The organism is Breznakia sp. PFB1-19 (genome assembly GCF_029893935.1).
Classification (GTDB): Bacteria; Bacillota_I; Bacilli_A; order Erysipelotrichales; family Erysipelotrichaceae; genus Breznakia; species Breznakia blatticola.
In genome coordinates, this window is the sequence record NZ_JARXXJ010000025.1 from 15268 (window position 1) to 29913 (window position 14646).

Consider the following 14646-nt stretch of genomic DNA (forward strand, 5'->3'; position numbering starts at 1 on the left):
GAAGATGAAAGTAATAGATACAGAAATTAAAGAAGTAAAAATCATTGAACCAGATGTGTTTGGTGATCATAGAGGATGGTTTATGGAAACCTACTCAACAAACAAATTTGCTGAAGCAGGAATTGACAATATCTTTGTACAAGATAATCACAGTATGTCAGCAAAAGCCGGAACACTACGTGGACTTCACTGGCAAAATGAACCATGTGCACAAGCAAAGTTGGTTCGTTGTACAAAAGGAACTGTAATTGATGTTGCAGTGGATATCCGTAAAGGAAGCCCAACTTATAAGAAGTGGGTTAGCGTGGAATTAAGTGCAGAAAACAAAAAAATGTTTTTTATCCCTAGAGGATTTGCACACGGATTCTTATGTTTAACTGATGATGTTGAATTCCAATACAAAGTTGATAACTTATATTCAAAAGAATGTGATCGTGGAATTCGTTATGATGATCCATCAATCAATGTAGATTGGGGAACATTACTAAATGGTATTGAACCGATTTTAAGCGAAAAAGATATGAATGGCCCAACACTTGATGAAAGTGATGCCAACTTTACATACGGAGAGGTAAAATAATTATGAAATTTTTAGTAACAGGTGGAGCAGGATTTATTGGTGCGAACTTTGTCATGTACATGGTTGACAAATATCCTGAAGATGAAATTGTTTGTTTAGATTTATTAACATACGCTGGAAATTTAGAAACATTAAAACCAGTAGAAGATAAGAAGAACTATAAATTTGTAAAAGGTGATATTGCAGATCGTGAATTCATTTTTGACTTATTTGAAAAAGAAAAATTTGATGTAGTTGTTAACTTTGCTGCTGAGTCACACGTTGACCGTAGTATTGAAGATCCAGAAAGTTTCGTAAGAACAAACGTATTAGGAACTACTACATTATTAGATGCTGCAAAAGAATATGGAATCAAAAGATTTCACCAAGTATCAACAGATGAAGTTTACGGTGATTTACCATTAGATCGTCCAGATTTATTCTTTACTGAGGAAACACCACTTCATACATCAAGTCCATACAGTTCAAGTAAAGCAGCTGCTGACTTGTTTGTAGGGGCATATGGAAGAACTTTTGGAATGCCTGTAAGTATCTCACGTTGTTCAAACAACTACGGACCATACCAATTCCCAGAAAAGTTAATTCCAGTTATTATTTCAAGAGCATTAGCTGAAGAAACTTTACCAGTTTATGGTAAAGGGGAAAACGTACGTGACTGGTTACATGTATACGACCACTGTGTTGCTATCGATTTAATTATTCGTAAGGGTGCAGATGGATGTGTATACAACATTGGTGGACACAACGAACGTACAAACTTACAAGTTGTAAAAACAATTCTTAGCCAACTAGGAAAATCAGAAGATTTAATTACATATGTAACAGATCGTCCTGGACACGATATGCGTTATGCGATTGATCCAAAGAAATTAGAAACTGAATTAGGTTGGGAACCAAAATACAATTTTGACACTGGTATGAAAGAAACAATCCAATGGTATTTAGATAATAAAGAATGGTGGGAAAACATCATTTCTGGTGAATACCAACAATACTTTGACAAGATGTATAAAGATAAAGGTAGAGTTTAAGAGAATCTTGAAAAAGATTCTTTTTGTTGTTAACTGTGATAGAATTATAGTATTTAGAATATCAAGTTAAACATGAAAGGACATAGACAAATGGATGAAAAAATACTGATTATAATACCAGCATATAATGAAGAAGAAAGTATCCTTTCAACATACCAAAGTATTATTGACTTCAATAAAAAGAATAATACAAATTTAGATGTTATTGTGATTAATGATGGGTCAAGAGACAATACATATAAGATATGTATTGATAACAATATCCCTACAATAAGCTTAATTCACAATTTAGGAATTGGAGGAGCTGTTCAAACTGGATATAAATATGCAGAAATGAATGATTACGATATTGCGATTCAATTTGATGGTGATGGACAACATGATATAAATAGTGTTCAAAATCTCATAAACTCAATTCTAAATAAGAATAATGATTTTGTAATAGGATCACGCTTTGTACATGGCTCAAAAAGTGAGTTTAAATCAAGTAGAGCAAGACGAATGGGTATTCGTTTAATTTCTTTTATGATAAAGCTGGTAACAGGAAAACGTATAATGGATACAACTTCAGGTTATCGAGCTGCGAACAAGAAAGTTATATCGCTTTTTGCGTATTCTTATCCTGTTGAGTATCCAGAACCAATTACGACAACTGAACTAATAAAAATGGGATATGTCATTGATGAAGTGCCAGCAATGATGTTTGAAAGAGAAGGAGGAGTTTCTTCAATCCATTCTTGGAAAAACTTTTATTATATGTTTAATATCCTTCTTTCAATTTTGATTATTGGAACGGGGAGGTACAATAAATGAGTTCGCATTTAAGAGTAGGAGTATTTTTAGGTGGATTAATTATTCTGTTGATTATATTACATCTATTAAAAAAGGGAAGAGTACCTATAAAGTTTTCAATACCATGGTTTTTGGCTCCATTATTGCTATTTTTAGTTGCATTATTTCCTGATGTGGTAGTATTATTCACACAGTTTTTAGGTTTTCAAACTATGGCTAATATGGTCATTGGAATATTGATTTTTATTCTGATAATTTTATCAATTAGTTTAACTGTTATTGTATCAGGTCAAAAAACGAAGATTCAATTATTAATACAAGAAGTTTCAATTATGAAATCCGAACTAGAGAAGGTTAGCAAGAACAAGACGCATAGTGAAGAGTAAAACTCTTTAAAATAAGGAGAATGAATTTCATGAATGAGAAGAAATATACTTTGGAAGATGCTTTAAACAATCGCAAGAGTAATAATTTGAGCATTATGAAATTAATAGCTGCAATATTGGTTATTGTTTCACATTCATATACATTGACTGGTAGTAGTCAATCTGATGTTTTAAAAACATTAACAAACAATCAAGAATCGCTAGGGGGATTGGCAGTTGCTGTGTTCTTTTTTAGTAGCGGTTTGCTTATTTCAAGAAGCATCCAAAAAAACTATTCATTTAAGGGGTTCTTTAAAGCTAGAGTTAAGCGAATCATTCCGTCATTATGTATCGTGATTGTGTTTTGTACTTTTGTTATGGGACCAATTCTTACAACACTACCTTTATTTTCATACATTACCAATGTACAAACATGGAAATATCTTTTGAATATTGTTTTAATACCAATACATTCATTACCTGGAGTGTTTATAAATGCTCCATATGGTTCGGTTGTTAATGGTTCATTATGGACTTTACCAGTTGAATTTTGTTGTTATATTATCGTGTTTGGTTTGTTTCATACAAAATTTTTAGATAAAAAAAGAATATTGTTATTATCACCTTTGGCATTGCTTGCTTTTGTATTATGCAATTTTACGACCATACCGTTATTTGTTTCACTGAGAAACTATATACAACCAGTATTAATCTATTATGTTGGAGTATTAGCCTATGTTTATCGTGACTGCATTTCGATTAAGAATTGGTATGGGATATTAGCTTTGATACTTATTATTCTATGCTTCGCCCTTGGTATTGGGAAACTTGGAATGATATTGTTTGCACCGGTTTTATTTATTGTAGTCGGTTTCAGCAAAAAACAAGTTTCATCAAGAATTGGGGAGTTAGGTAAATATTCATATGCAATTTACTTAGTAGCATTTCCAATTCAACAGTGTTTAGTATATATATTTGCAAATCAAATGAGTCCATTAGTAAATTCAATTTTATCTATTTTAGTGTCTTTTGTATTTGCTAAAATCTTACTCAAAACTGAAAGTGTTATATTTGAAAGAAGAGAGAAAATTTAAATGAAGGAAAGTATACATACGTTTGTAGTTTTGGCTTATAAAGAATCTGCATTTTTAGAGGATTGCGTTAAGTCTGTATTGAATCAAGAATCTAAATCTAGAGTACTTATTGCAACATCAACTCCTAATGATTATATTTATAGCGTTGCTAAGAAATACAATTTGAAAGTTGTAATCAACGAATGTACTGGAAAAGGTATTGGATATGACTTTGATTTTGCTAGAAACGCAGCAAATACCGAACTTGTTACGATTGCACATCAAGATGATGTCTACGAACCAAATTACGGTAAAAGTGTAATAGAAAATGCAATGAAGTATAAGGATTCGCTTATTTTGTTTACTGATTATTACGAAATAAGAAATGATGAAAAAATATTTAAAAACCGAAACTTAAAGATAAAAAGAATGTTGATGTCATTTGTAAAATTTAATAAATTAGCATCAATACGGTTAGTGAAGCGTTCTTGTATTATGCTGGGGAATGCAATTTGTTGTCCTGCTGTTACGTTTAATATGTACAATATTAATACAGAGCGTGTATTTAATAGTCCATATAAAGCAAATATAGATTGGTATGCATGGGAAATACTGTCTAAAAGGAAAGGTCGTTTTGTTTATATAAATAATAAATTAATGGGACATCGTATACATGTTGAATCTACCACAACTGAAATTATTAATGATAATGTGAGAACAAAGGAAGATTATGATATGTTTTTAAAGTTTTGGCCAAAGAGTATTGCCAAATTTCTAAATAAATTTTATGTCAAAGCAGAAGAAAGTAATAACTAATGGAGGTAAATATGAAAGTATTAGTTACAGGTGTTAAGGGTCAATTAGGCTACGATATCGTTGAAGAGTGTGCAAAGAGAAATATAGAAGCAGTTGGAGTTGATATCGAAGAAATGGATATCACTAATAGAAACGAGGTACACAAAGCAATAACTTCAAATACTTTCGATGCTGTGATTCACTGTGCAGCATGGACAGCAGTTGATGCGGCAGAAGAACAAGTTGAGGCATGTACAAAAGTGAATGTTGACGGAACGAAGAATATTGCTGATGTATGTGAAGAACTAGATATACCAATGATGTATTTTAGTACAGATTATGTATTCGATGGTACTGGAACAACACCTTGGAAAGAATATGATAAACGTGACCCATTGAATGTATATGGACAAACGAAATATGAAGGAGAACTAGTTGTAGAAAAACTAAAAAAACACTTTATAATCCGAATTGCTTGGGTATTTGGATACAATGGCAATAATTTTATTAAAACAATGATTCGATTAGGTAAAGAACGTGGAGAAGTGAGTGTAGTTAATGATCAAATTGGTTCTCCAACATACACATTTGATCTAGCAAAACTTGCAGTTGATATGATATTAACTGATAAGTTTGGAACCTACCATGCTACAAATCAAGGATTTTGTTCTTGGTATGAATTTGCTAAAGAAATATTTAGTCAAGCAAAATTAGATGTAATTGTTCACCCAGTTGATTCTACTGCCTTTCCAGTAAAGGCAACGCGTCCAAAGAATAGTAGAATGGATCAAACAGAGTTAGAAAAAAATGGTTTTTCTAGACTGCCTAGTTGGCAAGATGCAGTACGCAGATATTTAGAAGTACTGTAATTTGACAAAATATGAAGGAGAATCTATGGAAGATAAGAAAATTTCGGTAATTATGCCTGTATACAACTCTGAACTGTATCTAGATGATGCTCTCGAATCTGTATTCAATCAAACGTACTCCAATTTTGAAATAGTAGCAGTAAATGATGGTTCATCTGATAATTCACTGTGTATATTAAAAGAGTGGGAGAAGAAATACAAAGAGAAAATGGTTATTATAAACCAAGATAATCAAGGACAATCTGCAGCTCGAAATAATGCACTTAAATATGTTAATGGTGAATTTATAAGTTTTGTAGATTCTGATGATATACTTGATGAAAATATGTTTTCTATACTCATGAAGAATACAGATGAAGAAACTGATATTTCAGTTTGTGCATATGAGAAATTTATTTCAGAAACCACAGAAGTGACATTAGTAAGAAAGCCAAGTGAGTGGTTGATTGATTTTAAAGGTAAAAAACATTTATTTCAATACTCTCCATGTGGGAAAATTTTCCGTACAGAGTTTATTCGTAAATATGGATTTGTATTCAGTCTTGGTGAGCAGTTAGAAGATGGACCTTATTGTTGTATGACTGACATCTTAGCAAGAAAAGTACAAGTAGCAGATTACGTGGGCTATAAATATAGAATTCACAATACATCTACAATGGGGAATATTCGAAAAGGTAAAAAGGAACCAAAAATGCCGTTTAACGGAATTGAAACTGCGACGACAAAGGTACTTGAAAATACTGATGATGTATTAACAAGACAGGTTTTGGAATACACAATTATTAAAATATTGACTGGTTTGACAACAAACATGTATAAATCGATTGATAATAAGTCACGAAAAAAACTAGTGAAGTTTTGTTATGAATTTGTTAATAACTACTTTCCAAATGTTGGGGAAAATCCGTTTATCCATTTTGCTACACCTAAAGGGTTACCACTAACTCATAGAGTTGCTGTAAAATTGTTTGTAATCTCATACAAACTTCATATATTATATCCGTTTTCATATCTAGTAAGTAAGGTGTTATGATGACTAATAAAGAACTTTCATTAAAACAAAATATGCTATGGAATTCAGTGGGTTCATTTACTTACCTGTTGTGTCAGTGGGCACTAACTTTTCTAGTCATAAAACTGTCATCAGATTTGGATGATTCTTCAAACTTGACACTAGCAATTTCAATTACTAATATTTTCTTTAATATTGCAACATTTAACATACGACCATACTTAGTCAGTGATTCAAACAAGCAAATTAAAGATCAACAGTATATCGTTTTTCGTTGCTTCACTATTGTATTAGGTTTTGTACTATGCGTAATTTATAGTTTAATATTCTCATATAGTGGAATTCAGCTTGCCTGTATTTTACTATATATGGTCTATAAACTAGGTGAAGCTGCAGTGGACATTATGCACGCGTTTGAACAAAGAAAAAATAGAATGGATATTGGTGGTAAGTCACTTTTTGTTCGTGGGATACTTACTATTGTATCTTTCACTGTTGGGATGATATTTTTTGGTAGTTTAATTGTAGGATTATTACTAATAATTTTCTCAAATGCATTGTTTATAGCACTTTATGATTATCGCAAAGTACTTAAATTTGCAAGTATTGAGGGTTTGAAAGAATATGTGACATTCGCGAATATTAAAGATATGTTTACTAAATTTGTGCCTGTCACAATTGCGTCATTTTTATCTACGATTTCCTCTACTATTCCAAGACAAATTCTTGTGATTGTTGTTAGTGCTGAAGCGTTAGGTATATATGGACCCGTGGCATCTCCTGCAATAATTATTCAGGTGGCTGCATCATACGTATTCAATCCATTTATTACCCGCTTTGCAAGCTTGTATAATGATGGTAAATATAATGAGTTTAAGAGTTTAGTAATTAAAGTGTCTTTTATTCTAATAGCATTGTCAATATGTGGAATTGTATGTGGGGGTTTATTAGCAGAGTTTGGATTGAGACTTTTATATAATGCAGAAATAGCGTCATATAGTTATTTATTTGTACCAATCTTAATATACACATCTCTAACTGCATTTATTTGGTATTTATGGAACGTACTTATCGTAATGCGAAAGCTAAAAAGTTTATTGTTTGTGAATTTAACTGCCTTTATATTTTTACTTATTATTAGTTATCCGATGATTCAAATATTTACAATGAACGGTGTTACATTTTCTCTTATATTATACTCATTGTTAGCCTTACTTATGATGAGTCTATTGTTCACTATTACCTTAAAGCGAAAAATGCATGAGTAATGAGCAATTAAAAATAGGAAGAAAAGACAAATAGGAGGAAAAATGAATGAACCATTTTGAATATACATACGAAGAATCAACACTAAAGACTTTGCAAAAAATCGAATTAATGATTTTGCGGGAGTTTCATCAAATTTGTGAAGAGAATGATATTGATTATTTTCTATGTGGGGGAACTGCAATTGGATATATACGACACGGTGGATTCATTCCTTGGGATGATGATATTGATGTAGGAATGACTCGGGATGATTACGATAAGTTTTTAAAAATTGCCACAGAGAAGTATTCTGATAAGTATACAGTTATGAATAATGAAACAAACCCAAAATTCCATCTTATGAATACTAGATGGGGGCTTAATGGAACAAGTTTCATTACAGATGATTTTAAAGATGCTAATGAAGAGTATGGTATATTTCTAGATATCTTTTGTTTCGATAATATTCCTGATGATGAAAAGCAAATGCGTAAACAAGGAACATGGGCTTGGTTTTGGGGGAAATTGATGATTCTTAGTACAGTTAAAAAACCGGTACTATATTTTGGTGGTTTGAAGGCAAAGATTCTTAATTTGGCATTTGCAATATCGTACTATACGTTTAAAATATTACACTTAACTCCAAGTTTTTTTTATCGCAAGGCATCTAAACATATGCTCAAGTATCAAAATGTAGAAACTAAAAGAATCGCATATATGTTTGATCCAAGCAGATTTACTAGTATTGTATATAAAGAAGATATCTATCCAACGAAACTTGATGTATTTGATGGGATTAATGTTAGAGTTCCAAAAGACGTAGATGCATATTTATCAAAGAGATATGGAGATTATATGCAACTACCTCCTGAGGGAAAACGACACAATCATCCTCCATTTAAATTGGATTTTGGAAAATATGCGAATTTTGAACAACTTGATAAAGTTGAGGACTTATAAGGAGATTAGTTATGGTAAACAATAAGCAGTATATTGAAGAAGTAAAGAGATATACAACAGAAGGGTTTGATTATTCATTATTTCAAAATAAAATAGTCTTTATAACTGGAGCTACCGGAATGATTGGACAAACATTTATTGATTGTCTTATGGAAAAAAATAAAAGTGATGATTTAAAATGCAAAGTATTGGCTTTAGGTCGGAACAAAGAAAAAGCAATGACTTTCTTTCATCAATATATGAAAGAGGAAATGCTAGAATTTATTTCTCATGATATAAATGATTCATCAATTGTAGAGAGATTTAAAGATGAAAAAATTGATTACATTATACATGGGGCAAGTAACACGCATCCGGTGGCATATGCGGAAGATCCGATTGGAACAATAACAACTAATGTGATAGGTACAAACAATATTCTTCAAATGGCAGTTAACTGTCATGCAAAAGGTGTTCTTTTGCTTTCAACAGTTGAAGTGTATGGAGAAAACAAAAGTGATAAAATTGCATTAGAAGAAGAGGACTTTGGATATATTGATTGCAATACGTTACGTGCTGGATATCCAGAAAGTAAACGTTGTTCTGAAGCACTAATGCAGGCATATGTAAAGAAACATAATTTACATGTGGTTGCTGTTAGACTTCCAAGACTATATGGACCAACGATTTTAAAGAACGATACAAAAGCGTCCACGCAGTTTATAAAAAATGCCATTGATAATGAGAATATTATACTTAAAAGTGAAGGAAACCAATTCTATTCATATTGTTATATCTTTGATGCTATTTCTGCAATGGTTATGGTATTACATAAAGGTAAACAAGGAAATGTGTATAATGTAGCAGACAAAGAATCTGACTATACATTAAAAGACCTTGCAACATTAATTGCAAAATTGAAAAATGTAAAGGTCATATTTGATTTACCAAATGAGACAGAGAAATTGGGATTCTCAAAGGCGACAACCGCAATTATGGATTCACAAAAGATACGAAGTATTGGTTGGGAGTCGAAAACAAATATGATTGATGGTATGAAAATTACAATAGAGATTTTAGAAAGGATCTGGAATTAACAATGAATGTAGGACTTATTATCGCTGGTGGAAGCGGAACGAGAATGAAGCAAGAAATACCAAAACAGTTTATTAATGTGTATGACAAACCAGTATTGATCTATACATTAGAAGGGTTTCAAAATCATCCAGAGATTGATGCAATTGAAGTTGTGTGTATAGATGGATGGCATGATATATTGTGGAGCTATGCTAAGCAGTATAATATTACTAAATTACAATGGGTAATTTCGGGTGGTAAAACCGGTCAAGAATCTATACGTAATGGTGTAAATAACCTCATGAATGTTTGTGACAAGGATGATATAGTTGTTATTCATGATGGAATTCGTCCTATGGTTGATGCAAGTGTGCTTTCGGATGTAATTATTAAGGCAAAACAGTATGGAAACGCAGTTACATCGCTGCCCTATAATGAACAAATATTTGTAATTGATGACGAATATTCGACAACAGAGTACATACCAAGAGAAACACTACGTAGAGTATCCACTCCGCAAGGTTATAATTATGGAAAATTGAAATGGGCATATGATGAAGCATTTGAAAAGGAAATTGGTATCTATGGTTCTTCTTATACAAATACAATGATGGTGGATTTAGGAGAACGTTTATATTTCGCAGCTGGTTCAGATAAAAATATTAAATTGACAACACCAGACGATTTAGCGATATTCAAAGCATATATTAAAAGCGAAATGGAATAATTAATAGAGGATGAGAAACTGTCATGATATGGTGCTCATCTTTTTTGATTATATTTCGTATTTGAATTATTTTCATGAATAAATTGTTATTCTATAATTTTACTATTATTTTTGCTATAATTGTTTCGGAGAGAGGGTAATTTAACATGGTTAAAAATCTATTAAAAAAAATCAGCATATTTAGTTTGCTTATAGCGATGCTAACTTTATGCATAACAAATACAACTGCTAATTATGTAAATTTGAAAGAAGGAGACTCAAATGAAGAGTTTTTGACTTTTATTACAGCTGAAGGTGAAGTGGTAACAGTTGATCCAGATACAAAAGCAAAACGCATTACTCCGCAACTAGAAAATGTGGGAGCAGCAGCAAGCTCGCTTGATGTCGTGCGGTTTACGTATTATGCAGGAGTAACAAATTATACAGACTACAATACAGGAACAGCAGGATACTTAAGTGCTGGATATATTGAAGATGCTGCATTTGTTAAGTATGAAGGGGATTATGTTATTGCGATAATGTCGGGAGCAAAAATAAAAGTTGCCAAAGACAAGGTTCAAGTACTTCCTTTGTCATCAACAAAATCTACAAGTTTTTATCGAAAAGAAAATGGTGTATTAAAACATTATATTGCAAGTGATATAACGCAAACAACTGTACCGTATGCAAATCAAGTTGGTCCAGGATTAGCAAATATGCAAGAGAATGTGAAATATTTTAGTTATGATGGTCACTATTTTTGGACAGATTATTCCAAAATGCTTTCAGACTATAGAGCAGGAACATATGGTAATTCAATAAATAACGGGAATCCATATTATAACTACTTTCAATTTCTAAGTCATCGTAGTTATACTGCGATAAATGGACCAGCAATTGATTATTTTGTTTTAAGTAATATCGGTTCACAACGATCAGTGATGAATGGACAAGGACAAAACTTTGTTGATTCGCAAAATAAATATGGAACAAATGCTTTGCTGATGGTTGGAGTAGCTATTAATGAGAGTAATTGGGGTACAAGTAGCTTAGCATTATCAAAGAACAACTTGTTTGGACATTCAGCGTATGATAGCAATCCAAATAATGCAACTCCATATGCAAATGCAAAGGAAAGCATAAACTACCACGCATCGACATATGTTAGTAATTATTCTAAACCTACAGACTGGAAATATTTTGGATCACATCTAGGAGATAAGCAGAGTGGAATGAATATTAAGTACGCATCAGACCCGTTTTGGGGAGAAAAAGCGGCACACCACGCTTGGTCAATATCAAATATGTATCCGTATATGTCTGAAAACACAAAATATAGTATCGGAATTAAAAGTAGTGCAGACGTTGTGAATGTAAGAAATAACGCAAACACATCATCATCAATTCTATACAACACGAAAAACACAATGAATTACCCTGTTGTAATTACAGGAACTTCTGGAGCTTGGTATAAAATTAATTCTGATTATCCTTTAAACTCAGGAAGGACAGCATTAGGGACATCACCAGACTATTCAACATCACGTGATTATGCATATATTCATGGAGATTATGTGTTCAAAGCAAATACTGGTGGAACTGTTACACAGCCTACAAATAAAAAAGGTGATGTGAATATGGATGGAACGATAAACATTCTTGATATGTACCTAGTGAGAAAACATATCGTTAAGACTGCAACATTAACTGGTGAGCAATTTAAACTAGCGGATATAAGTGGTGATAATGTTGTCAATATTTTAGATATGTATCAAATCAGAAAGATTTTTGTAAAGTAGAAATTCAAGAAAATATAGAAAATGAGGAATTAAAATGAAATTAAATAAAATATTAATCGCGCTTATTGTTTCAATGAGTTCGTTATTTGGGACTGGAACGAATGAAAAGCCAATATCAAGCAACAAGATAAATACGATAAATAGAAATGTTTCTGTTAGTGGAACTTCTTCGATAACAGTTGGCCAATCAACAACAGTTAGCTTCACTGTACCAGGAAACCCATTGTCATGGGCGTACGATGTATCTGCTTCTGGAGCAGGAGCAAGTGGAAGTTTAAGTATTACAGGGTTTCAAGGTGATAACAGAACAGCTGCGTTAACTGTAACTGGTAATAGTGTAGGAACAATTATAATCAGTGGAACTGGTCAATATTTAGTCGATGAAAGTGCAAATGGAGTAAGGAATATCTCAATTTACAAAACAATAAACGTTGTTGCAGCACCTACCCCAAGTAACCCTGGATCAAATACAGGTGGAAGTAACAATAACACAAACAATAACATAAACAATAACACAAACAACAATACAAATAATCAAACAAATAATGGTCAAGATAATCAAAATTCTGATGATCCTGAAGAAGAAAATAAAGACAAGAAAGATGTGACTTTGAAATCTTTAACTATCTCCGAAGGAACATTGGAACCTGGTTTTGATCCAAATGTAGATACGTATATTGTGAAGTTAACAAGCGATAAATCGAATGTTGAAATAAAAGCAGAACCAAAGGATTCAAGTGTAACAGTAGAAGGTGCTGGAAAGCATACGCTTAAAGAAGGTGAAAACAATATCACCTTAACAACAAAAGCAGATGACGGTGGTTCAAAGACATACACGATCCGTTTTCAAGTTGAAAAGAAACCATCAGTGTATTTAACTCTTGGTGACTCTAAAGATAAATATGGAGTACTGACTTTAGAAAGTGCTAAAAAACTTGATGGTTTTGAAGAAGTAAAACTAAAGGTTAAGGGTCAAGAAGTACAAGGGTTACGAAACAATAAAATGAAAGTCACACTATTGTACATGATGAATGAAAAGAATGTACGTAATTACTATATCTATGACGAAACAGCTGGAAAACTTACATCAATATATATTCCATTTGCTGTAGCCGGCAAGAACTATGCAATTGTCACCGTGCCAGAAGACATGAAAGATATGAAAGGGTTCACTTTCAATAAAGTAAAAGTTGAAGATACTGAGTTGGATGGTTGGGTATTCAATGATAGTAAATTCAAGAATTACGTACTTGTATATTTAATGGATGAAAATGGAGAAATGAAGTTATTTCAATATGAAAAGTCTTCAAACACTATTCAACCATATTCTAATGCAGCACCTGTCACTATGAGTGAATATGAAGACCTTACTAAAAGCGATGCGTTAAAACCTGTACTTATGGGAGTAAGTGGTGTATTAGCCCTTGCAGTAATTGGATCAGTAATAGCATTGTTTACAATGAAAAAAAGAATCAATACAAAATAGCTAATAGCCAAGCACTTCAGTAAAATGAGGTGCTTTTTTTGCAAAAAAAAAGGAGTAAACAATAGTTTACTTACTCCTGAATTTGAGTCTAGTCCTGCGTACAACAGGAACTAGGTAAAGTATAATGGTAGAAATACACAACTACCAGCCTAATTTTTTTCCGTGTGTTTGTTTTGTTTGTGTGTTTGTGTGTGTGTTTATAAGGAGAAAGGAAATTAGGCAAACCTCCCAGAAAGACGTGTTAAGAAGATTTGTCTTTCTATATATAAGATGCATTGAAACCAAAAAATGTTCACTTTTCTGAAAAAAAGTGAAAAATCAGTTTAGATTAAGTAGCATAGAGTTCAAGTTGCTTTGAAAGTGAAAGCAATAATTATCCAAAACTAAGCATTTTACTAAACATAAATAAACCGATATAAAGAAAAAGGATTGGTTCTCAAGTGAGAAATCAATCCTTTTTCGTTTTAGTAAGAATGAATAATTCATCATATTACTCAATGCATATGATTATATATAATTATAATTAAATATAGGTTATATCGTATAAAAATGTCATGAACGAACGAAAAAATGTCATGAATCTACTTGATTTTTTAATAATTGTCGAAACTAGAGACATAAATAAGGTTCAATGTTATTCTTCCTATACGTTATATAGGAAAAATTGTCTTCTAAACTAACCGAAAGGAGGATCGTTATTTTAGAAAGCATCGGGTACATTATTGTGTGTAATAATTTGTGTGTGTGCTTATAGGAAGAAAATAGAAATATATGACTATGGTAGTGTAAAAAGTTTATGAAAACGAGTGAATTTCAAAGGTGATTAATCTTTGAAAATGGATATAAATAAGATCTTTGAAAACGAAATCTAAAT

Annotated in this window: 14 protein-coding genes; all 14 read left to right on the forward strand. The window is 32.0% G+C overall.

Annotated features, from left to right (window positions below):
- The first annotated feature begins 4 nt into the window (after nt 1-4).
- The 14 genes from rfbC to M2098_RS10040 all read left to right on the forward strand — a co-directional run bounded on the left by rfbC (nt 5) and on the right by M2098_RS10040 (nt 13772).
- Nucleotides 5-580: a dTDP-4-dehydrorhamnose 3,5-epimerase gene (gene rfbC, locus M2098_RS09975; RefSeq protein ID WP_280684091.1), complete on the forward strand. Its 576-nt coding sequence runs from the start codon at nt 5-7 to the stop codon at nt 578-580.
- 2 nt (nt 581-582) lie between these two features.
- On the forward strand, nt 583-1611 hold the full coding sequence (gene rfbB, locus M2098_RS09980) for a dTDP-glucose 4,6-dehydratase (RefSeq protein ID WP_280684093.1): 1029 nt from the start codon (nt 583-585) through the stop codon (nt 1609-1611).
- Nucleotides 1612-1701: 90 nt separating this feature from the next.
- Complete coding sequence (locus tag M2098_RS09985; RefSeq protein ID WP_280684095.1) at nt 1702-2424, forward strand: glycosyltransferase family 2 protein; 723 nt, start codon at nt 1702-1704, stop codon at nt 2422-2424.
- The gene (locus M2098_RS09990; protein ID WP_280684097.1) at nt 2421-2789 is read left to right on the forward strand and encodes a DUF2304 domain-containing protein; all 369 of its coding nucleotides are present in this window, start codon (nt 2421-2423) and stop codon (nt 2787-2789) included. The genes M2098_RS09985 and M2098_RS09990 overlap by 4 nt, the downstream gene beginning before the upstream one ends.
- 29 nt (nt 2790-2818) lie before the next feature.
- Nucleotides 2819-3862: an acyltransferase gene (locus M2098_RS09995; RefSeq protein ID WP_280684099.1), complete on the forward strand. Its 1044-nt coding sequence runs from the start codon at nt 2819-2821 to the stop codon at nt 3860-3862.
- Nucleotides 3863-4657 carry a glycosyltransferase family 2 protein gene (locus M2098_RS10000; protein ID WP_280684101.1) on the forward strand — a complete coding sequence of 265 codons (795 nt, stop codon included), beginning with the start codon at nt 3863-3865 and terminating at the stop codon, nt 4655-4657.
- Between the two features lie 11 nt (nt 4658-4668).
- Complete coding sequence (rfbD, locus tag M2098_RS10005; protein ID WP_280684103.1) at nt 4669-5505, forward strand: dTDP-4-dehydrorhamnose reductase; 837 nt, start codon at nt 4669-4671, stop codon at nt 5503-5505.
- 25 nt (nt 5506-5530) lie between these two features.
- Nucleotides 5531-6538, forward strand: coding sequence for a glycosyltransferase family A protein (locus M2098_RS10010; protein WP_280684105.1), 1008 nt, complete (start codon nt 5531-5533; stop codon nt 6536-6538).
- Entirely contained in the window at nt 6535-7785 is a 1251-nt protein-coding gene (locus M2098_RS10015; protein ID WP_280684107.1) for a hypothetical protein, read from the forward strand. The genes M2098_RS10010 and M2098_RS10015 overlap by 4 nt, the downstream gene beginning before the upstream one ends.
- A gap of 46 nt (nt 7786-7831) precedes the next feature.
- Nucleotides 7832-8725 carry a LicD family protein gene (locus M2098_RS10020; RefSeq protein ID WP_280684109.1) on the forward strand — a complete coding sequence of 298 codons (894 nt, stop codon included), beginning with the start codon at nt 7832-7834 and terminating at the stop codon, nt 8723-8725.
- An 11-nt stretch (nt 8726-8736) separates the two neighbouring features.
- On the forward strand, nt 8737-9801 hold the full coding sequence (locus tag M2098_RS10025; protein WP_280684111.1) for an NAD-dependent epimerase/dehydratase family protein: 1065 nt from the start codon (nt 8737-8739) through the stop codon (nt 9799-9801).
- 2 nt (nt 9802-9803) lie between these two features.
- Nucleotides 9804-10508, forward strand: coding sequence for an IspD/TarI family cytidylyltransferase (locus M2098_RS10030; RefSeq protein WP_280684113.1), 705 nt, complete (start codon nt 9804-9806; stop codon nt 10506-10508).
- A 146-nt stretch (nt 10509-10654) separates the two neighbouring features.
- Nucleotides 10655-12286, forward strand: a complete 1632-nt coding sequence (locus M2098_RS10035) for a glucosaminidase domain-containing protein (RefSeq protein ID WP_280684115.1) — start codon at nt 10655-10657, stop codon at nt 12284-12286.
- Nucleotides 12287-12320: 34 nt separating this feature from the next.
- Entirely contained in the window at nt 12321-13772 is a 1452-nt protein-coding gene (locus tag M2098_RS10040) for a cadherin-like beta sandwich domain-containing protein (protein WP_280684117.1), read from the forward strand.
- The last annotated feature ends 874 nt before the right edge of the window (nt 13773-14646 follow it).

Excerpts from the sequence above, each read along its gene's own strand:
- rfbC (WP_280684091.1), top strand. The coding sequence starts at position 5 with ATGAAAGTAATAGATACAGAAATTAAAGAAGTAAAAATCATTGAACCA.
- rfbB (WP_280684093.1), top strand. The coding sequence starts at position 583 with ATGAAATTTTTAGTAACAGGTGGAGCAGGATTTATTGGTGCGAACTTT.
- M2098_RS09985 (WP_280684095.1), top strand. The coding sequence starts at position 1,702 with ATGGATGAAAAAATACTGATTATAATACCAGCATATAATGAAGAAGAA.
- M2098_RS09990 (WP_280684097.1), top strand. The coding sequence starts at position 2,421 with ATGAGTTCGCATTTAAGAGTAGGAGTATTTTTAGGTGGATTAATTATT.
- M2098_RS09995 (WP_280684099.1), top strand. The coding sequence starts at position 2,819 with ATGAATGAGAAGAAATATACTTTGGAAGATGCTTTAAACAATCGCAAG.
- M2098_RS10000 (WP_280684101.1), top strand. The coding sequence starts at position 3,863 with ATGAAGGAAAGTATACATACGTTTGTAGTTTTGGCTTATAAAGAATCT.
- rfbD (WP_280684103.1), top strand. The coding sequence starts at position 4,669 with ATGAAAGTATTAGTTACAGGTGTTAAGGGTCAATTAGGCTACGATATC.
- M2098_RS10010 (WP_280684105.1), top strand. The coding sequence starts at position 5,531 with ATGGAAGATAAGAAAATTTCGGTAATTATGCCTGTATACAACTCTGAA.
- M2098_RS10015 (WP_280684107.1), top strand. The coding sequence starts at position 6,535 with ATGATGACTAATAAAGAACTTTCATTAAAACAAAATATGCTATGGAAT.
- M2098_RS10020 (WP_280684109.1), top strand. The coding sequence starts at position 7,832 with ATGAACCATTTTGAATATACATACGAAGAATCAACACTAAAGACTTTG.
- M2098_RS10025 (WP_280684111.1), top strand. The coding sequence starts at position 8,737 with ATGGTAAACAATAAGCAGTATATTGAAGAAGTAAAGAGATATACAACA.
- M2098_RS10030 (WP_280684113.1), top strand. The coding sequence starts at position 9,804 with ATGAATGTAGGACTTATTATCGCTGGTGGAAGCGGAACGAGAATGAAG.
- M2098_RS10035 (WP_280684115.1), top strand. The coding sequence starts at position 10,655 with ATGGTTAAAAATCTATTAAAAAAAATCAGCATATTTAGTTTGCTTATA.
- M2098_RS10040 (WP_280684117.1), top strand. The coding sequence starts at position 12,321 with ATGAAATTAAATAAAATATTAATCGCGCTTATTGTTTCAATGAGTTCG.